The following is a 15,610-nucleotide window of genomic DNA, read 5'->3' on the forward strand; positions in this document are numbered from 1 at the left end:
AGGGTTTGCGTGTGGCGCGCGCCGGGTAGGACGCAGCGGAGCGCGGACAGCCCGGCGCGCGAAGCGCGCCTATCTTTATATCAGGGACACTTAACGTACGAGGGGCGTGTTTGATGCGGGAGGCGGAAAGCCATCGCACTGATCACAGAGGAATGGCCACTATGAACGGCGATTGATGCGCAGGTAGGCAAAAGAAAAAAGCCTCGACCGCTGGAACGGCTCGAGGCTCGTACAACAGCATTACAAGGGCTAGTTGCAATGCACGACGACAGTATAGGGAATTTCTCGGCATTCCGTCGAGAGTGGGTGGTGCGTGGCCGGAATTTCGGTGACGGGCAAGTTGAGGTGACGGCTACTCGGTTTGATCGATACATGGGGGCACAGTCTCTGAATGCTCGCCCGAAAGCAAAACGTGGAGAGTCCGAGAAGTCGGAGCAAAACCTGTTAGACGCTGCGAAGAGGGCTAAACAGCAAGTGCGCTTACGGTGTAAAGCAATTGGCGCGGATCGGATGATCACGCTGACCTACGAGAGCAATATGACGGACAAGGCCGTGTTGAAGCGGCACTTCGATGCCTTCCGTAGAAGGATGGGCAGGTTCAGGGATTTTCATTACGTGGCCGTCGCTGAGCGGCAAGAGCGCGGCGCGTGGCATATGCATGTAGCTGTGAAGGGGCGCGTGGTCTACAACTTGGTGCGCTCGATCTGGCGGTCTGTGATTGGTGAACAAGCTCGGGTGCACGTCGCGAATCCGTTTCGTGAGAAAGGTTTGCGTCACAAGCTTGCCTCATATCTTTCGAAATACATGACGAAGGATTTAGCAGAGCATGCGTTAAACGAGAAGCGCTATTGGACGAGCCGGGGAATAGTGGTTCCTGACGTGATGCCGATTGATCATTTGCTTTCTGATAACGCAGGCGAGGCTATCAAAGTTGCGTTTGATGCTGCGTTGAAGGTCGGTTGCGTGCTGGATCGGTGCCAAGTGTTCTGGAGTCAGGGATTGGGATGCTTTTGGTTGTCAACGCGTGAAAACTGAGATTGAGCATGTTTCTTTCGACACAAGAATTAGTAGAACTTACGGGTAGGAAGGTGAAGGCAAAGCAGATCGAGGTATTGCGCCGTATGGGGTTGCCGTTTTTTGTGAACGCACTTGGTCGTCCAGTTGTGGCGCGGGCGGTGGTTGAGGGGAGCCTGCAGTCTTCGAGCGAGCGGGCGGTGCGTGCTTCGTGGCAGCCTCGCGTGGTGACGGGTTGATATGGGGCGGCGTCCTTGGAAGAACGTCAATCTTCCACCGGGTATGCGGGCGAGGAGGCAGCGGAGCGGTGTCATTTACTACTATGCGGATGTAGGTGGTACACCTCGGCGCGAAGTTCCCCTTGGGTCAGATTTCGTTGAGGCCGTTCGGAAGTGGGGCGATTTGGAAGCGCAGGCGCGCAATCGACATGTGGAGCTGGTTACGTTTCGTTACGCTGCAGAACGCTATGTTCGGGAGGTGTTGCCGGCAAAGGCTCGGCGTACGCAGCGGGATAATTTGATAGAGCTTGAGAGTCTTTATAAGTTTTTTGATGATCCGCCGGCACGACTGAGCGAGATCAAGCCGGTGCATGTCAAGCAGTATCTGGCGTGGCGCGGGGAGGTAGCTAGGCAGTGGTACGTGGAGCGAGGTAGAGCGGTCCCGCTGCGGCCGGGACATGTCCGGGCGAACCGGGAGATTGCGCTGTTCTCACATGTCTTTAACTTTGCGCGCGAACACGGGATTACCGATGCGGTTAATCCTTGCGTCGGGGTTAGGCGTAACAAGGAGACGGGCCGCTCAGTTTATGTCGAGGACGAGCTATTTAGGCGAGTGTGGGATGCGGCAGATCAGCCGACGCGTGATGCGATGGACTTGGCTTATTTGACGGGGCAGCGGCCGGCGGACACGTTGAAGTTTGCGGAGAGCCACATTCGGGCCGGAGAGCTTTGGGTGGAGCAGGGAAAGCGTGGCAAGAGGTTGCGCATTTCGATAACCGGCGAGCTGGCGCTAGTTGTCAATCGGATTCGGGAGCGTAAGGAGGCTTGCGGGTCGCGCTCGGATGCGCTCGTGGTCAATGAGGATGGCGAGCGGTTGATGCGGGACGCGCTTCGTTTCCGCTTCGATCGGGCGCGGTTGGCTGCGGGCGTGGGGAAGGATTTGTTTCAGTTTCGCGATCTGCGCGCGAAGGCCGGGACGGATAAGACGGAAGCGACAGGCGATATCCGGGCCGCGCAGAAGCAGTTGGGTCATCGGTCGCTGAAGATGACGGAGCATTACGTTCGTGAGCGTAAAGGCGACAAGGTTGAGCCGACACGTTGAAGGAGCTTTTTTGTTACGGGGAGGGGGCGATGAGAGTTGTGACGATTGGCGTTGGATCGCGGGACGAGTTTGATGCGAGGTTTGTGGCGGCGATGTCGGGGGAGTATCAGGGGGAGTTCATAACGTTTGCATCTGTTCGCGAACTGCTCGAGGTGCTAACGGTAGAACGTTGGGACGTGTTGACGTTACTTGTTGGCCGGGGCGAGATGAAGGCGTGGGATGTCGCGGAAATGCTGGGCCGACCGCTCGACGCTGTCTGTAAAGATATTGAGGTACTGGTTGGGCGAGGGGTGGTCGATGTCAGTCCGGAAGGAGCTCTGTGTTTCCCGTATGACCGAATTGAGCTGCAGGCTGGGTGGGGGAGCTCGGGGTGAATTGGCGAGTGCGGGCAGTTTTTGCGGAGCAAGCCCGTTTTTGCGGAGCATGAAAAAGGGCTTAGCCGAAGCTAAGCCCTTGAATTTCTTGGTAGGCCGTACTGGATTCGAACCAGTGACCAACGGATTAAAAGTCCGCTGCTCTACCAGCTGAGCTAACGACCCGAAAGACGCAAGATTATAGACGCATCACTTGATCTGCGCAAGCTTGCTTTGCGCCGACTGGGCCACGTCCGATCCTGCGTACTGCGAAACGATCTCCTGCAGCGTCTTGCGGGCCGCCGCCTTCTGGCCCTGCTCGAGCTGATTGTTGGCGATCGCGAGCAATGCCTCGGGTGCACGCGGATGCTGCGGGTAGTTCTTCACGACGCTCTGCCAGATCGCCGTCGAACCCTTGTAGTCTCGCAGCGCGTACAGTGCGTTGCCGAGCCAGTACTGCGCCGTCGGCTGATACGGGCTTTGCGGGTACTTGTTGATGAACTCGCGAAACGACGCTGCGGCGCCTTTGAAGTCGCCGCTGCGAAACTGCTGCGACGCCTGATTGAACGCTTCCGTTTCCCCTGGCTGCACCGTGCCCTGCACGCCGTCGATCGTCGCCTGCTGCGGCTCGAGTTTCTTGAGCCGGCCGTCGAGATCGGCGTAGTAGTCCTTCTGCTGCTTTTGCAGAGTGGTCACCTGGTTCGTCAGATCCTCGTTCTGACCGCGCAGCGTCGCAACCTGCTGATTGAGCTGGTCGAGCCGGTTGGATTGATCGAGGATGGTCTGCTTGGCAGCCGAAAGCTGACTCGCGAGATTGTCCGTCTTCGCTCGCAAGTCGAGGATCGCCTGGCGCGCCTGATCGTCATCGAACAGGCCCGCGTGCGCCGGCCCGGCAACGAGTGCCGAAGCGGCCACGCATGCAGCTGCGGCACCGCGCAGCCAGGAAAAACGGGGGTTCATATATGTCGCCTGTTACTGTTTACTGATAGACGAGGTCGGCGCGGCGGTCTTGTGCCCAACCGGCTTCATCCGTACCGCTGGCCTTTTCCTTGCCGAGGCTCACGGCTTCCATTTGGCTGGCATTGACGCCGTCGGTCTTCAGCACATTGAGCACCGCTTGCGCACGCTTCTGGCCCAGCGCGAGGTTGTACTCGCTCGTGCCGCGCGGGTCCGTATTGCCCTGAATCAGGATGTGACGGTCCGGATGCGAGCGCAGGTAGTTCGCATGCGCTTGCAGCGTCGCCATGTCTTGTTCCTTCACGTCGTACTTGTCGAAGTCGAAGTACACGCTGCGCTTGGCGAGCGGGCTGTTCGGGTTGTTCAACTCATCGACGGTGACCGGCGCGACAGCGTTCGGGTTCGGCTGCGTGCCGACGTTGCCCTTGCTTGCGTTCTCGTTGAGCTTCACGCCTTGGTGGCAAGCCGCCAAAACGCCCACGAGCAGAGCCGCGAACACCATACGAAGTTTGGACGTCATTTCTTACTCTCCTTGTGTGTCATTGCATAAATCACTGCATGAATGGACCCCAGGACGGCTCACGCACGCTGCCGCCCGGAACGGACAGGATTTGCCGCGTCCGACCGTCGGTCGAAACAGCGGCCAACACGCCACGGCCGTTCACCTGAGTGGCGTAAAGGATGTACTGACCATTCGCCGCGAAGCTCGGCGATTCGTCATGTCCCGTGTCGGTGAGCGCCGTTGCCACGCCGCTCGCCAAATCCATGACGTACAGCTTGAACTCACCGCCCACTCGCGAGATGTAGGCGAGCTGCTTGCCGTCCGGGCTGATACGCGGACTCGTGTTGTAGCTCCCCGTGAAAGTCACGCGCTGCGCTGAGCCGGCGCTTTCCCCTTGCGCCGGCATTTTATAGATTTGCGGCTGACCGCCGCGGTCGCTCGTGAAGTAAATCCATTGGCCATCGGGCGAATAGCAGGGCTCGGTATCGATCGTCGGGCCTTGTGTGAGGCGCCGCAAGCCGCTGCCGTCGGCGTTGACGGCCCAGATCTGAGTGTTGCCCGTACGCGACAGTGCGACGGCCAGCGTACGCCCGTCGGGCGACCACGCGGGGGCGCTGTTGTTGCCTTTCTGATCTGAAATGATGACGCGGTGACCCGTCGGCAGGTCATGCACGTAGACGATCGGCTTCCTCTTCTCGAACGAGACGTAGGCGACCTTCGTGCCGTCCGGGGACCAGGCCGGCGAGATGATCGGCTCGGGGCTCGACAACGCCACGTGCACGTCCTGGCCGTCGGAATCGGAGACTTGCAGCAGATAGCGGTTGCCGCTCTTCATCACGTACGAAAGGCGCGTCGCGAACACGCCGCGCGTGCCGAGCAGTTTCTCGTAGATGTAGTCGGCCACCTTGTGCGCCGTCATGCGGAGCCCGCTGGCCGGCGTCGTGAGCTCGAGGCCGCCGAGGTTTTGCTGCTTGACGGTGTCGTAGAGCCGGAACCGGATCTGGTATTGCCCGTTGGCGAGCGGCGTCACGCTGCCGTCGACGAACGCGTCGGCACCCTTCGCCTTCCAGGCGCCGAGATCGACGGAATCGGTTTCGGCGACGGGCGTGCTGCCGGCGTCGACATTCGTGAACTTGCCGCTGCGCTTGAGATCGTCACGGACGATCTGGCTGATCTGCTGCGGCGAGCTCGCTTCGTGGGCGAAGTTCGCGGTTGCAATCGGAAATTGCGTGGAACCCACGCCTGTCACGAGAACGTTCAGCTGCGCATGGGCGGCGCTGCCCGCCGCGATCAGGCAAGATGCCAACAATGTCCTCAAGCCTCGCTTCGTCATCAAACTCATGCCGGATTTCCCAAAAGACCAAGAATTGTCACAACTGAAAAGAGACTAGCAAATGCACGTTTCGTTCCTCCGTTGGAGGAAGGCGCTTCGATGCGTCGCCGTCCGGCTATTCATGTCCCCGAGTCCGCACGGCCACTCAGCCGGCCGGCCGCATCGTGATCGTGAAGCTAGCCGGCGTCCGCCCGTTATCGTCGAGCGGCATCGGATCGGACTTCTGGACTGCGCGCAGCGCTGCCTCGTCCCACTGCGGATTGCCGCTGCCGCGCTGAACGCTTGCGGACAGCAGCGTACCCGTCGGCGAGCAACGCACCGCAATCACCGTCTCGAGGCCTTGCGTATCGCCGGCCCAGACGATGTTCGGCCGCACGCGGCGGCGGACTTTGTCCGCATACCCCGGCGACGTGGCCGTCCCGCCCGAGCCCGTGCCGTTGCCGCTCTTCGCGAGGCCGTTGCCGGTCTCGCTCTCGCCGGCCAGCCCCTGCAGCTGCGCAAGCCGGGTCCGCCGTTCCTGATCGAGCTGCTTTTGCTTCGCCAACTGCTCGGCTTTCGCCTTGGCGGCCTTCTCGGCCTCCGCCTTCTTCTGCTCGGCGAGCTGCTGTTGCTTGAGTTGCGCTTGCTTCTGCTGCTCGAGCTTTTGCTCTTCGAGCTTCTTCTGCTGCTCGGCAAGCTGCTGCTGTTTCAGTTTTTCGGCCTGTTGCTGCTGCTTGAGCTTGTCTGCGGCGGCTTTCTGAGCGGCGAGCTCGGCTTGCTGCTGGGCCAGCTGACGTTGGCGCTTGGCCTCCGCTTCCTGTGCGGCGAGCTGCTGCTGGCGCTGCTGCTCGGCGAGCTGAGCGGCGCGCGCCGCCTCCTGCTCCTTACGCTTCTTCTCTTGCAATGCGATGTCGGCCTGCTCCTGATCGACGGGCGGCGCCGGTGCGACGCGCGCAGGCGGTGGAGGAGCGGGGCGCGGAGCGGGCTGTTGCGGCGTTTCGGTCCAGAGCTCCGCCTCGGCCCCGGCCGGCGTGCTGTTTTGCCAGTGAATGCCGTGGTAGAGAAAGAGCCCGAGCAGCACGTGCATCAGCAGCGCGAGCGCGAACGCGCGCCACGTCCCGCGCTCGCGGGGCGGCTGCAACGGATAGTTGGACTTCCTGCGGTTCATTGCGATTTGACGAGCAGCCCCACACGTTTGACGCCGCGCGCCTTCAAATCGGACATCACATTCATCACCGTCTCGTATTGCACGGTTTTATCGGCCGCTATCACGACCGGCTGATCGGGATGCGAGGCCTCCCGGTCGGTCACGAAGCTGTCGAGGTCCAGGCGGGTCATTTCCTCCTGCTGAGTCGCGCCGTCATCATCCTTGTAGCGTACGCTCATCCTGCCGTCCGCGCGGATATTGACGATGACGGGCGGCGTCTGCTGTTGCGGCGCTGCGCCGCCGACGGTCGGCAGGTTCACGATCGACGGTGCGACGAGCGGTGCCGTGACCATGAAGATCACGAGCAGCACCAGCATGACGTCGATATACGGCACGACGTTGATGTCGGCCATCGCGCGGCGGGAACGCCCGCCGCGCATGCTGGATCGATTGATGGAGCCGGCCATCGCGTACCCCTTAATGCGCCTGGCGCTGCAAGATGTTCGAGAACTCTTCGATGAACGTTTCGAAGCGGATCGCGAGGCGATCGATGTCGTGCGCGTAACGGTTATAGGCCACGACAGCCGGAATCGCGGCAAAAAGGCCGATCGCCGTTGCCGTCAGCGCTTCGGCGATCCCGGGCGCCACGTTCGCGAGCGTCGCCTGCTGGACATTGGCGAGACCCCGAAACGCATTCATGATCCCCCAGACGGTGCCGAAAAGACCGATGTAGGGGCTCACCGAGCCCACCGAAGCGAGAAACGCAAGGTTGGCCTCGAGCACGTCCATCTCGCGCTGAAACGCCGCGCGCATCGCCCGGCGCGCGCCATCGAGAATCGCGCCCGCATCGGCGATCCGCTTTTCCTTGGCTTTCAGAAACTCGCGCATGCCCGATTCGAAGATCCGCTCGAGCGCGCCGATCGTGTGCCGATTGTTCGCCGCGCTTTGATAGAGCGCGTGCAAATCCCCGCCCGACCAGAAGTCGCGCTCGAACCGCTCCGTCTGTCCTCGTGCGCGCCGGATCGCGAACCACTTGCGGAAGATGAAAGTCCACGACATCAGCGACAGCAGCAGCAGGAGCCCCATGACCGCCTGTGCAAGCACGCTGGCATTCAGAACGAGTGAAACGATCGATAAATCTTGTGCGTTGTTCATAAATGTTTTGCTGGTGCGTCCTCGCGGACGCGTTTCGCTGCAAGGGCTATGAGAGTCGTAGTCGGGGAGTTGAAAGGATCGGCGCGCGGGCGCCGAACCGTCTTTTGTCCTGACGTGGGCAATACAAGTTCATTCATCGACGTAGGCTCAACGGAATTTATGCATTTGCCGTTGACAAGTCCGTATCGGTAGCGGCCGGGCCGCGGCGCAGCGCGTCCAGCACGGCGGGGGGAAAAGCGGCCGGCTTGAACGCCGCGCGCGCGACGCAGGCCACGCGGATCGACCCCGTTGCCAGCAGGTCGACGCCGCGCCACGCTTCCTGCATGAAATCCACGCTCGCGCGGCCGATTCGCTCGATCCGGCTTACGATCGTCAGCAGGTCGTCGTGCCGCGCCGGCGCCATGTATTCGACAGCCGTGCGCCGAACCACGAAGATGAGGCCCGCGTCTTCGTCGAGACGGCGTATGTCGATGCCACAAGCCCGCAGCCATTCGGTGCGGGCGCGTTCGAAGTATTTCAAGTAATTCGCGTAGAAGACGATGCCGCCCGCATCGGTATCTTCGTAGTAAACGCGAACCGGCCAGCTGAAGCCGAGTTCCGCCTTCGGGCGGCTGGTAGGCATGTTCATGCGTGCATTTTACCGGAACCTGCGCGGCATTCCGAAAAAACGACTTGCGGAAAATGCACGACCCGGCTTCAGCCCCGATGGATCGAGAGTGCCGCAAAGGACTGGGCGACCGGCATCAGCTCGATCGTATTGACGTTGACGTGCGCGGGGCGCGTGGCGATCCAGTAGATCGAGTCGGCGATGTCCTCGGGCGTCAGCGGCTGCATGTCTCGATAGACGCCGGCAGCCTTTTCGTCATCACCCTTGAAGCGCACGTTCGAGAACTCGGTGCCGCCGCACAAGCCGGGCTCGACGTCGGTGACGCGCAGCGCCGTGCCGGCGAGGTCGGCTCGCAAGTTGAGGCTGAACTGGCGCACGAACGCCTTGGTCGCGCCGTAGACGTTGCCGCCCGCGTACGGGTAGGTGCCGGCCACCGAGCCGAGGTTGAAGATGTGGCCTCGCTTTCGCTCGATCATGCCCGGCAGCAGCGTGCGCGTGACGGTGACGAGGCCCGCGCAGTTCGTCTCGATCATCTGGTACCAGTCGTCGAGATTCGCGCGTTGCGCCGGCTCGAGCCCCAGTGCGAGACCCGCGTTGTTGACGAGCACGTCGATGCCGGCGAACTCGGGCGGCAGGCGGCCCGGTATCGCTTCGACCGCGGCGCGATCGCGCACGTCGAGCTCGAACGGCAAAAGGTTCGGACCGAGTTCGCCCGCGAGCGCTTCGAGGCGCTCGAGCCGACGGGCCGTGGCGATCACGCGGTGGCCGCCCTTGACGAACGCGCGGGCGATGGCCGCGCCGAACCCGGCTGATGCCCCCGTAACGAATACGATCATTGCTGCTCCTTTGGGTGGAACGCCCGGCATGCAGGGGCGGTGTTGCAATCCGCAGTGACACGCCGACTCGCGGTTGGAAAACTGCCGATGATAACCGTGCCTGGGTTTTCGCGAGGCGAGCGGCTCGAAACGCCGTCGGCCGGCTGTGCGAATCCCGCGCCGCGCGGGCCGCGCGCGGCTGAATTGCCTATTGACTGCGGTTCCAATAAACTAACGTGCTCAACCCTTGCGTGACTGGCGATAACACCCTTCGGGGTCAAGGTGGAGCGACCCACCGTGAAGCGCAAGGTGCCGTTTTGCCGTTCGCCTGGGCAGCCGAGTGTCGCGCGCGATCGTTCGCGCCGCCGGCGGTTGCCTCGCCCGGGTAACGGACCTTCCGCCATGCCAGGACTGGCACCGCCGTCGCGGCAGCGCAATGGGCGCAGCCGTGCATGCGCCCGGAGCAGGCCTCGAAAGCCTGGCCCCGGCCGACAGCGAACGACGGCGCCGCAATTTCCGCGCGCGATCCGGCCAACCTGTAAACCCTTAACGGAATCCGTATGTTTGACAGAGCCCAAAGCACCATCGCCGCCATCGATCCCGAAGTCTGGCAAGCGATCGAACAGGAAAACCGGCGTCAGGAAGACCACATCGAACTGATCGCCTCGGAAAACTACACGAGCCCGGCCGTCATGGCGGCGCAGGGTTCGCAGCTGACGAACAAGTACGCCGAAGGCTATCCCGGCAAGCGCTATTACGGCGGCTGCGAATATGTGGACGTGGTGGAACAGCTCGCCATCGACCGCGTGAAGGCGATCTTCGGGGCAGAGGCGGCGAACGTGCAGCCGAACTCAGGATCGCAGGCCAATCAGGGCGTGTTCTTTGCGATGCTCAAGCCTGGCGACACGATCATGGGCATGAGCCTCGCGCACGGCGGGCACCTGACGCACGGCTCGCCCGTCAACATGTCGGGCAAGTGGTTCAACGTCGTCAGCTACGGTCTCAACGAGGCAGAGGACATCGACTACGAAGCCGCCGCGAAGCTTGCCGAAGAGCAAAAGCCGAAGCTCATCATCGCGGGCGCCTCGGCGTTTTCGCTGCGCATCGACTTCGAGCGTCTCGCCGCGATCGCGAAATCCGTCGGCGCCTATTTGATGGTCGACATGGCCCACTATGCCGGGCTCATCGCGGCGGGCGTCTATCCGAATCCCGTCCCGCACGCGGACTTCGTCACCACGACGACGCACAAGAGCCTGCGCGGCCCGCGCGGCGGCGTGATCCTGATGAAGGGCGAGTACGAAAAGGCGATCAACTCGGCGATTTTCCCGGGCATTCAGGGTGGTCCCCTCATGCATGTGATCGCGGCAAAGGCTGTTGCCTTCAAGGAGGCGATGTCGCCCGAGTTCAAGGCCTACCAGCAGCAGGTGGTCGAGAATGCGCGCGTGCTCGCGGAAACGCTCGTGAAGCGCGGCTTGCGGATCGTTTCGGGACGCACGGAAAGCCATGTGATGCTCGTCGATCTGCGCGCGAAGCGAATCACGGGCAAGGCGGCCGAGGCGGCGCTCGGCGCGGCTCACATCACGGTCAACAAGAACGCGATTCCGAACGATCCGGAAAAGCCGTTCGTGACGAGCGGCATTCGCCTCGGCTCGCCGGCGATGACGACGCGCGGATTCGGTACGAACGAGGCCGCCGAGGTGGGCAACCTGATCGCCGATGTGCTCGAAAGCCCGGAAGACGCAGCGACGATCGAGCGCGTGCGCGCTCAAGTCGCCGAGTTGACCAGGCGTTTTCCCGTCTATCGCTGAGCCGCGATGCGCTGCCCTTTCTGCCGGCACGAAGACACGCACGTCGTCGATTCGCGCGTGGCCGAGGACGGCGCGGCCATTCGCCGCCGGCGGCGTTGCCCGGCGTGCGACAAGCGCTTTACGACGTACGAGCGCGTCGAGCTCATGTTGCCGGCGGTCGTGAAAAAGGACGGCAGCCGCACTGAGTTCGACCGCCGCAAGATCGCCGCAAGCATGCAGCTGGCGCTCAGAAAGCGCCCGGTGGCTGCCGAGGCGATCGATGCGGCGGTGGCCCGCGTTGAATATCAATTGCTCGGAAGCGGAGAGCGCGAAGTGCGCAGCGAGCGGCTCGGCGAGCTCGTGATGGAGGAATTGCGCCAGCTCGACACGATCGCTTATGTCCGCTTCGCTTCTGTCTACCGGCGCTTCGAAGACGTGTCCGAATTCGAGGACGTCATCGAGGAATTTCGCCGCGCCGCCCCTGCCAAGCCTCCGCGCAAGCGCTGAGTTTCCGCATCCTCTCATTACGTCCCCTCCGTACCGATAGCAGTCGACCGTCGATCTGACGCGGCATTGTCGCGATCGTCTCGCGTGTCCGCCAGTCGGCCGAACGGCCAATGGCGGACGCTTCTTGCGCCCGTTAGATTGCTCGCATCGAATCACGGGGGATCGTTATGCGGTCGAAATCGAGGCACCGAATTGCGCAAGGCCGATACGCCAGGCGATGCGCCGGCTTCACGCTATTTGAATTGGCCGTCGCGGGTGGGATCGTTGCGGTTCTGACGACGATGGCGACGCCGTCGTTCGTTGCCTGGCGCGTGCGAGACCGTGTCGATGCGGGAGTGCAAGCGCTGCTGTCGAGCCTCGCTTATGCGAGGAGCGAATCCGTTCGTCGCGGCCTGCCGGTGGCCGTCTGCCTCGTCGACTCCCGAAGCCGATGCATCGCCGCGCCCGGCGTTCATGAAGCAGTGGCGGTCGATTGGTCGGCAGGGTGGGCGGTCGTCGCCGATGGCCCTGCCGGTCCGATTCCCGCGCGCAGACAGTTGCCGGCCGATGGCATCGTCATCCGAGGCGGCGCGACGGACATACGGTTCACGCCGCCGGCTGGCCAGGTCATCGGTGGCTTTCGCAGTTTCGAGATCGCGCCTGCGAGCGTCGCCCCGGTTGCGGGCGGGCGCGATCGGCGCCGGTGCGTTGTCATTGCGGCCGGTGGGCGGGCCCGCGTGGCCGACGGTGCTTGCAAGGAGAACGCATGAGCCATCGCGCGTTGCCAGCCCGCCGATTCAGCGAGTGGGCTCCGGTCCGCCGCGGCGATTTCTTCCTGGCGCATCGGCACGGGCGCGCTTCCCGGTGCGCACCGGAAGAAGGCGGATCGTTGCTCGAAGTGCTCGTTGCGCTCGCGCTTGCCGCGATTACCATCGCGGCCGCGGTGGCGAGCCAATTGCGCGTCGGTCAAGCGGAGCGGGCGGCAGCCCGGCGCGAAGAGGCGACGATGATTGCTGCGTCGATCGCTGCGGCGATGCGCGATCCGCCGTCCGGCTCGCATGCATTGCCGCATTGGCAGGCGGTGGCCGCGTCCGCTTTGCCGCAAGCGCAGGTTTCGATCGTCGATCACGCGCCCGGCATAGCGCTCGCGGTCGTGGAATGGGCGGAACCGCTCGATTCGCCTTCGAGCCGGGCGCCATCGGCTCGAATCGATTGCGCGAACGGAAGCGGACGTGGGCGACCGAGCGCGGCTTGTTCTGCCATTCCGTTCGTCAGGTAGACCTGACATGCGCAGATTGCGAACGTGCAGCGCTTCGCCTACGCGCCGTTGCGGCCATACGCTTCTCGAACTGTTGATCGCGACGGCGCTCGGGACACTCCTCGTCGGCGTCGCGGCGTTGCTTTATCGGACGCAACGCGAAGCCTCGATGCTCGCGGAGGACATGGCCTCGATGCGCGACGCGGGAATGACCGCCCTGGTCCTGCTGGGCCAACAGATCGAAATGGCCGGCTTTGCGCCCCTCGCTTCGAGCGACGGTGGCACCGCCGATCACGGTCATTCTCGCGGTCCGCTGCTCGGCGTTTTTGGCTGCGATTCCGGCGTTCCATCGGCCGACGCAGGTCCGATCGGTTGCGACCGGCTTCGGGGCGTATCGGACTCGATCGTCGTCAGGTATATCGACGATGGTGTCTCGACCTGGAAAACCGCGACATCGCGGGCAACCGACTGTCTGGGGCACGGTATCGGTGCGGCCCGCGCGCAGGCTTTCGTCGTCAATACGTTCTACGCGAGCCGGGACGATCGCGGGGAGCCGCAGCTTTACTGTCGCGGCAACGGAGGCGGGCGACCGTCGGCCGTCGTCACTCCTCGCGCTCACACCAGCAAACAGCCGGTCGTGGCCGGCATCGAACGCTTGAGCATGCGCTACTGGTTGCGCGGCGCGAGTGCGTCGGTGAGGGCCTGGTCGATCGCCGCGCATCAATGGCCCGACGTCGTTGCCGTCGACCTATGCGTGGTAGTCCGAGGCGCGCGAACGGTGGCGCGGCGTGACTACATCGACTGCGAAGGCCTTTCGGTGCCGACTCGCGACCGGCGCGCACGGGCGGTGTTCTCACGACGCGTCGCCGTCCGCAACAACGAACGTTGACGGAGGACCGCCATGATCGAGAGGACATCCAAGGCTGGATGCTTGCGGAAAGATCGCCGCTCGCCACGGCGTCCCCGCGCAAGGCGGCGCGAATATCGTGGTGCGGCGCTGCCCGCCGTGCTGTTGCTGGCTTCCGCGATGCTCGCGTTGTCGGTTGCGTCGTTCAACGCCTCGATAGCCGCCGTGCGGCGCGCCGCCAACTTCGAGGATCACCTGCGCGCGGCCAATGCCGCGGACGCCGCGCTCTCGCTATGCTTGCGAGCGCTCGACGCAGGCTTGGCTCCGGTGTTGCCGCACGTCGCGGGCGAACCCTTGAGGTGGCGGCAGAGCGGCGTATTCGAGAGCTCCGCCGCATTCGCGCCGGTGTCGCAATGGCCGGGTTCCGCGCGGCCGCCGCAATGCGTGATCGAAAGCGGGCAGGTGCCGCGACGGCCGCAGGCGCGGGCGCACTGGGTGACGGCCAGAGGATTCGGCGCCGACCCGATCGCCGAGGCGTGGTTGCAGCTCATCGTCGTGCGCGAGCGCGGTACCGAGGAGCGGCGCTGGCGGCGAATCGTCGAGAGGCCCTGATCGTGTGCGCACGTGCAGAGCTTGCTGCGGACCCAGCCGTCGCGAGGCGGCGCACGTCAGCGTTTTCGTTGCTGGAACTCGTCGTCGCGCTCGCAATCGTGGCGCTGATGGCGGCCTATGCCGTGCCCACTTACGTCCGCCATACCGCTCGCGGGCACCGGATAGCCGTCGTGACGTCGATCTACCAGGCCGCGCAGTTTCTCGAAGCGAATGGCGGGCGCCGCGCCGGGAAAAGAGAGGAATCGCTGCCGGCTGGTCTTGATCAATCACCCTCGCAGGGGCGCGTCGTCTATCGCTTGCACGTGCTGCCCGGCGGCGGCCTCTTGAGCGGCGGCTATGTCATCGAGGCGGAGCCCGTCCCATCCGGACCCATGGGCGACGACGCGTGCGGTGTTTTCGTGCTCGACTCGACGGGCAGGCGGTCGAACCGCACGACGGCGATGCAGGCGCCGCGCGATGCCGATTGTTGGTCGGCGAGGTAGCACGGCTGCCAACCTTGGAGCCCGTTGCTGAACGAAGCCAAGACCGTGAGCTCGAGACGACGAGCTCGGATCGATGAGCCGCTGTCGGTCAACTGCTGGCTTGTTCGCCTTCGGCTTCAGCTTTGTCGGCCCTTTGCCGGATGGTCCGGCTGAGCATCCGATACCCGGTCCATGCCGCCGCGCCGAGCGCTCCCCACTTGAGCAACGGCTTCGTGCCCGCGGAGAGTTTCGACCGAAGCGGCTTGGCTACGAGCATCGAGACGAGCGTTCCAACGAGCGGATGGCTCACCAGGTCACTGAGCGTGGCACTGAAACCTTTGCCCGGCGCATTCGTTTTGGTGCTCGTGAAACGCGGCAACAGCAGCTTAAGCCAGCCGAAGCGCTCGAACTTCGCGTGCAACTCGGCGCGAGCGCGGACGAATTCGCTGCGTTCCACCTCGGAGCGCAAGAGCAGCAACTCCTTGCGCACGGTCCGCAATTGCGGCGTGCTCGAATCCCGAACCGGCGAGTGCCGGCGGTGTTCCGCATTGGGCGAGGTGATTTGGCTCATGGCGTGCGCGTGGTGGTTTCGGCAAGGGCAGCGGGTTCGCCCGCGTCAGGGCTCGCGAAACATATCGCGGTCCTTCTCGAATTCGTTCAGCGTGGTCTGGAACACGATCGTCGCGCCGTGCAGTCCACTGCGCACCTTGAGCGCGCAGATGAGCGCGCCGATCCCGTACACGACCGTGATGGCGCCCAGCACCTGCAAGCGATAGGTATCCCAGAACGCGACCGCGATCAGCGCGGTCAGACTGATCAACGCCATCATGGCGAAAATGGCTGCGGCCAGTCCGAGAAAGAGGACGGCGATGAGCTTGTCGCGCTCCTCGGCGAGCTCGATCCCGATCAGCTCCAGTCTCGTGTGCATCAGCGAGACGATGGAACTCAGCATGCGGCGCAATGGCCCATGCTCATGA

General features: G+C 63.4%; 21 protein-coding genes, 1 tRNA gene and 1 riboswitch. Of the genes, 11 read left to right on the forward strand and 11 right to left on the reverse strand.

The genetic code is table 11. The annotated features are described in order from the left end of the window. Positions 1–258 precede the first annotated feature (258 nt). The 4 genes from AB4Y31_RS01805 (at position 259) to AB4Y31_RS01820 (ending at position 2,708) form a co-directional block, all read left to right on the forward strand. Positions 259–1,035, forward strand: a complete 777-nt coding sequence (locus AB4Y31_RS01805; RefSeq protein ID WP_368672448.1) for a hypothetical protein — start codon at positions 259–261, stop codon at positions 1,033–1,035. Positions 1,036–1,043: 8 nt separating this feature from the next. Next, on the forward strand, positions 1,044–1,253 hold the full coding sequence (locus AB4Y31_RS01810) for a DUF4224 domain-containing protein (protein ID WP_368672449.1): 210 nt from the start codon (positions 1,044–1,046) through the stop codon (positions 1,251–1,253). A 163-nt stretch (positions 1,254–1,416) separates the two neighbouring features. Continuing rightward, complete coding sequence (locus AB4Y31_RS01815) at positions 1,417–2,334, forward strand: tyrosine-type recombinase/integrase (protein WP_368672450.1); 918 nt, start codon at positions 1,417–1,419, stop codon at positions 2,332–2,334. 29 nt (positions 2,335–2,363) lie between these two features. Then, a complete protein-coding gene (locus tag AB4Y31_RS01820; RefSeq protein ID WP_368672451.1) occupies positions 2,364–2,708 on the forward strand; it encodes a transcriptional regulator in 345 nt (114 codons plus the stop codon). 89 nt (positions 2,709–2,797) lie between these two features. Here the strand turns inward: AB4Y31_RS01820 and AB4Y31_RS01825 are convergent. The 9 genes from AB4Y31_RS01825 to AB4Y31_RS01865 form a co-directional block, all read right to left on the reverse strand. Then, positions 2,798–2,873: transfer RNA gene (locus AB4Y31_RS01825), tRNA-Lys, on the reverse strand. Between the two features lie 24 nt (positions 2,874–2,897). Continuing rightward, positions 2,898–3,647, reverse strand: a complete 750-nt coding sequence (ybgF, locus tag AB4Y31_RS01830; RefSeq protein ID WP_368672452.1) for a tol-pal system protein YbgF — start codon at positions 3,645–3,647, stop codon at positions 2,898–2,900. Between the two features lie 19 nt (positions 3,648–3,666). Beyond that, positions 3,667–4,164 (reverse strand): OmpA family protein, encoded by a 498-nt coding sequence (locus AB4Y31_RS01835; RefSeq protein WP_026230010.1) that lies wholly within the window; start codon positions 4,162–4,164, stop codon positions 3,667–3,669. Positions 4,165–4,195: 31 nt separating this feature from the next. Continuing rightward, entirely contained in the window at positions 4,196–5,488 is a 1,293-nt protein-coding gene (gene tolB, locus AB4Y31_RS01840) for a Tol-Pal system beta propeller repeat protein TolB (RefSeq protein WP_020566410.1), read from the reverse strand. A gap of 136 nt (positions 5,489–5,624) precedes the next feature. After that, the gene (gene tolA / locus AB4Y31_RS01845) at positions 5,625–6,626 is read right to left on the reverse strand and encodes a cell envelope integrity protein TolA (protein WP_368672453.1); all 1,002 of its coding nucleotides are present in this window, start codon (positions 6,624–6,626) and stop codon (positions 5,625–5,627) included. Then, complete coding sequence (gene tolR, locus AB4Y31_RS01850) at positions 6,623–7,072, reverse strand: protein TolR (RefSeq protein ID WP_026230009.1); 450 nt, start codon at positions 7,070–7,072, stop codon at positions 6,623–6,625. The genes tolA and tolR overlap by 4 nt, the downstream gene beginning before the upstream one ends. A gap of 10 nt (positions 7,073–7,082) precedes the next feature. Next, complete coding sequence (gene tolQ / locus AB4Y31_RS01855; RefSeq protein ID WP_018442492.1) at positions 7,083–7,760, reverse strand: protein TolQ; 678 nt, start codon at positions 7,758–7,760, stop codon at positions 7,083–7,085. Positions 7,761–7,917: 157 nt separating this feature from the next. Next, a complete protein-coding gene (gene ybgC, locus AB4Y31_RS01860) occupies positions 7,918–8,388 on the reverse strand; it encodes a tol-pal system-associated acyl-CoA thioesterase (protein ID WP_368672454.1) in 471 nt (156 codons plus the stop codon). Between the two features lie 68 nt (positions 8,389–8,456). Next, positions 8,457–9,203, reverse strand: coding sequence for an SDR family NAD(P)-dependent oxidoreductase (locus AB4Y31_RS01865; protein WP_368672455.1), 747 nt, complete (start codon positions 9,201–9,203; stop codon positions 8,457–8,459). Positions 9,204–9,423: 220 nt separating this feature from the next. Next, positions 9,424–9,523, forward strand: a riboswitch (ZMP/ZTP riboswitch). A gap of 219 nt (positions 9,524–9,742) precedes the next feature. On the opposite strand from AB4Y31_RS01865, the gene glyA reads away from it, so the two are divergent. The 7 genes from glyA to AB4Y31_RS01900 all read left to right on the forward strand — a co-directional run bounded on the left by glyA (position 9,743) and on the right by AB4Y31_RS01900 (position 14,654). Beyond that, positions 9,743–10,990 (forward strand): serine hydroxymethyltransferase, encoded by a 1,248-nt coding sequence (glyA, locus tag AB4Y31_RS01870; protein WP_368672456.1) that lies wholly within the window; start codon positions 9,743–9,745, stop codon positions 10,988–10,990. Positions 10,991–10,996: 6 nt separating this feature from the next. Next, complete coding sequence (nrdR, locus tag AB4Y31_RS01875; protein WP_018442487.1) at positions 10,997–11,476, forward strand: transcriptional regulator NrdR; 480 nt, start codon at positions 10,997–10,999, stop codon at positions 11,474–11,476. 167 nt (positions 11,477–11,643) lie between these two features. Then, on the forward strand, positions 11,644–12,225 hold the full coding sequence (locus AB4Y31_RS01880; RefSeq protein WP_368672457.1) for a GspH/FimT family pseudopilin: 582 nt from the start codon (positions 11,644–11,646) through the stop codon (positions 12,223–12,225). Continuing rightward, positions 12,222–12,734, forward strand: a complete 513-nt coding sequence (locus tag AB4Y31_RS01885; protein WP_368672458.1) for a hypothetical protein — start codon at positions 12,222–12,224, stop codon at positions 12,732–12,734. Before AB4Y31_RS01880 ends, AB4Y31_RS01885 begins: the two co-directional genes overlap by 4 nt. A 7-nt stretch (positions 12,735–12,741) precedes the next feature. Next, positions 12,742–13,602, forward strand: coding sequence for a PilW family protein (locus tag AB4Y31_RS01890; RefSeq protein WP_368672459.1), 861 nt, complete (start codon positions 12,742–12,744; stop codon positions 13,600–13,602). Between the two features lie 12 nt (positions 13,603–13,614). Then, positions 13,615–14,172, forward strand: a complete 558-nt coding sequence (locus AB4Y31_RS01895; protein ID WP_368672460.1) for a hypothetical protein — start codon at positions 13,615–13,617, stop codon at positions 14,170–14,172. 2 nt (positions 14,173–14,174) lie between these two features. Beyond that, positions 14,175–14,654 carry a type IV pilin protein gene (locus AB4Y31_RS01900; protein WP_368672461.1) on the forward strand — a complete coding sequence of 160 codons (480 nt, stop codon included), beginning with the start codon at positions 14,175–14,177 and terminating at the stop codon, positions 14,652–14,654. An 88-nt stretch (positions 14,655–14,742) separates the two neighbouring features. Here AB4Y31_RS01900 and AB4Y31_RS01905 read toward each other — a convergent pair whose 3' ends face one another. Together AB4Y31_RS01905 and AB4Y31_RS01910 are read right to left on the reverse strand one after the other, a co-directional pair. Further along, positions 14,743–15,204 (reverse strand): hypothetical protein, encoded by a 462-nt coding sequence (locus tag AB4Y31_RS01905; RefSeq protein ID WP_368672462.1) that lies wholly within the window; start codon positions 15,202–15,204, stop codon positions 14,743–14,745. A 45-nt stretch (positions 15,205–15,249) separates the two neighbouring features. Continuing rightward, a complete protein-coding gene (locus AB4Y31_RS01910) occupies positions 15,250–15,585 on the reverse strand; it encodes a phage holin family protein (RefSeq protein WP_020566405.1) in 336 nt (111 codons plus the stop codon). Positions 15,586–15,610 lie beyond the last annotated feature (25 nt).

Origin of the sequence: Trinickia sp. EG282A (assembly GCF_040965455.1) — a bacterium.
GTDB lineage: Bacteria > Pseudomonadota > Gammaproteobacteria > Burkholderiales > Burkholderiaceae > Trinickia > Trinickia symbiotica.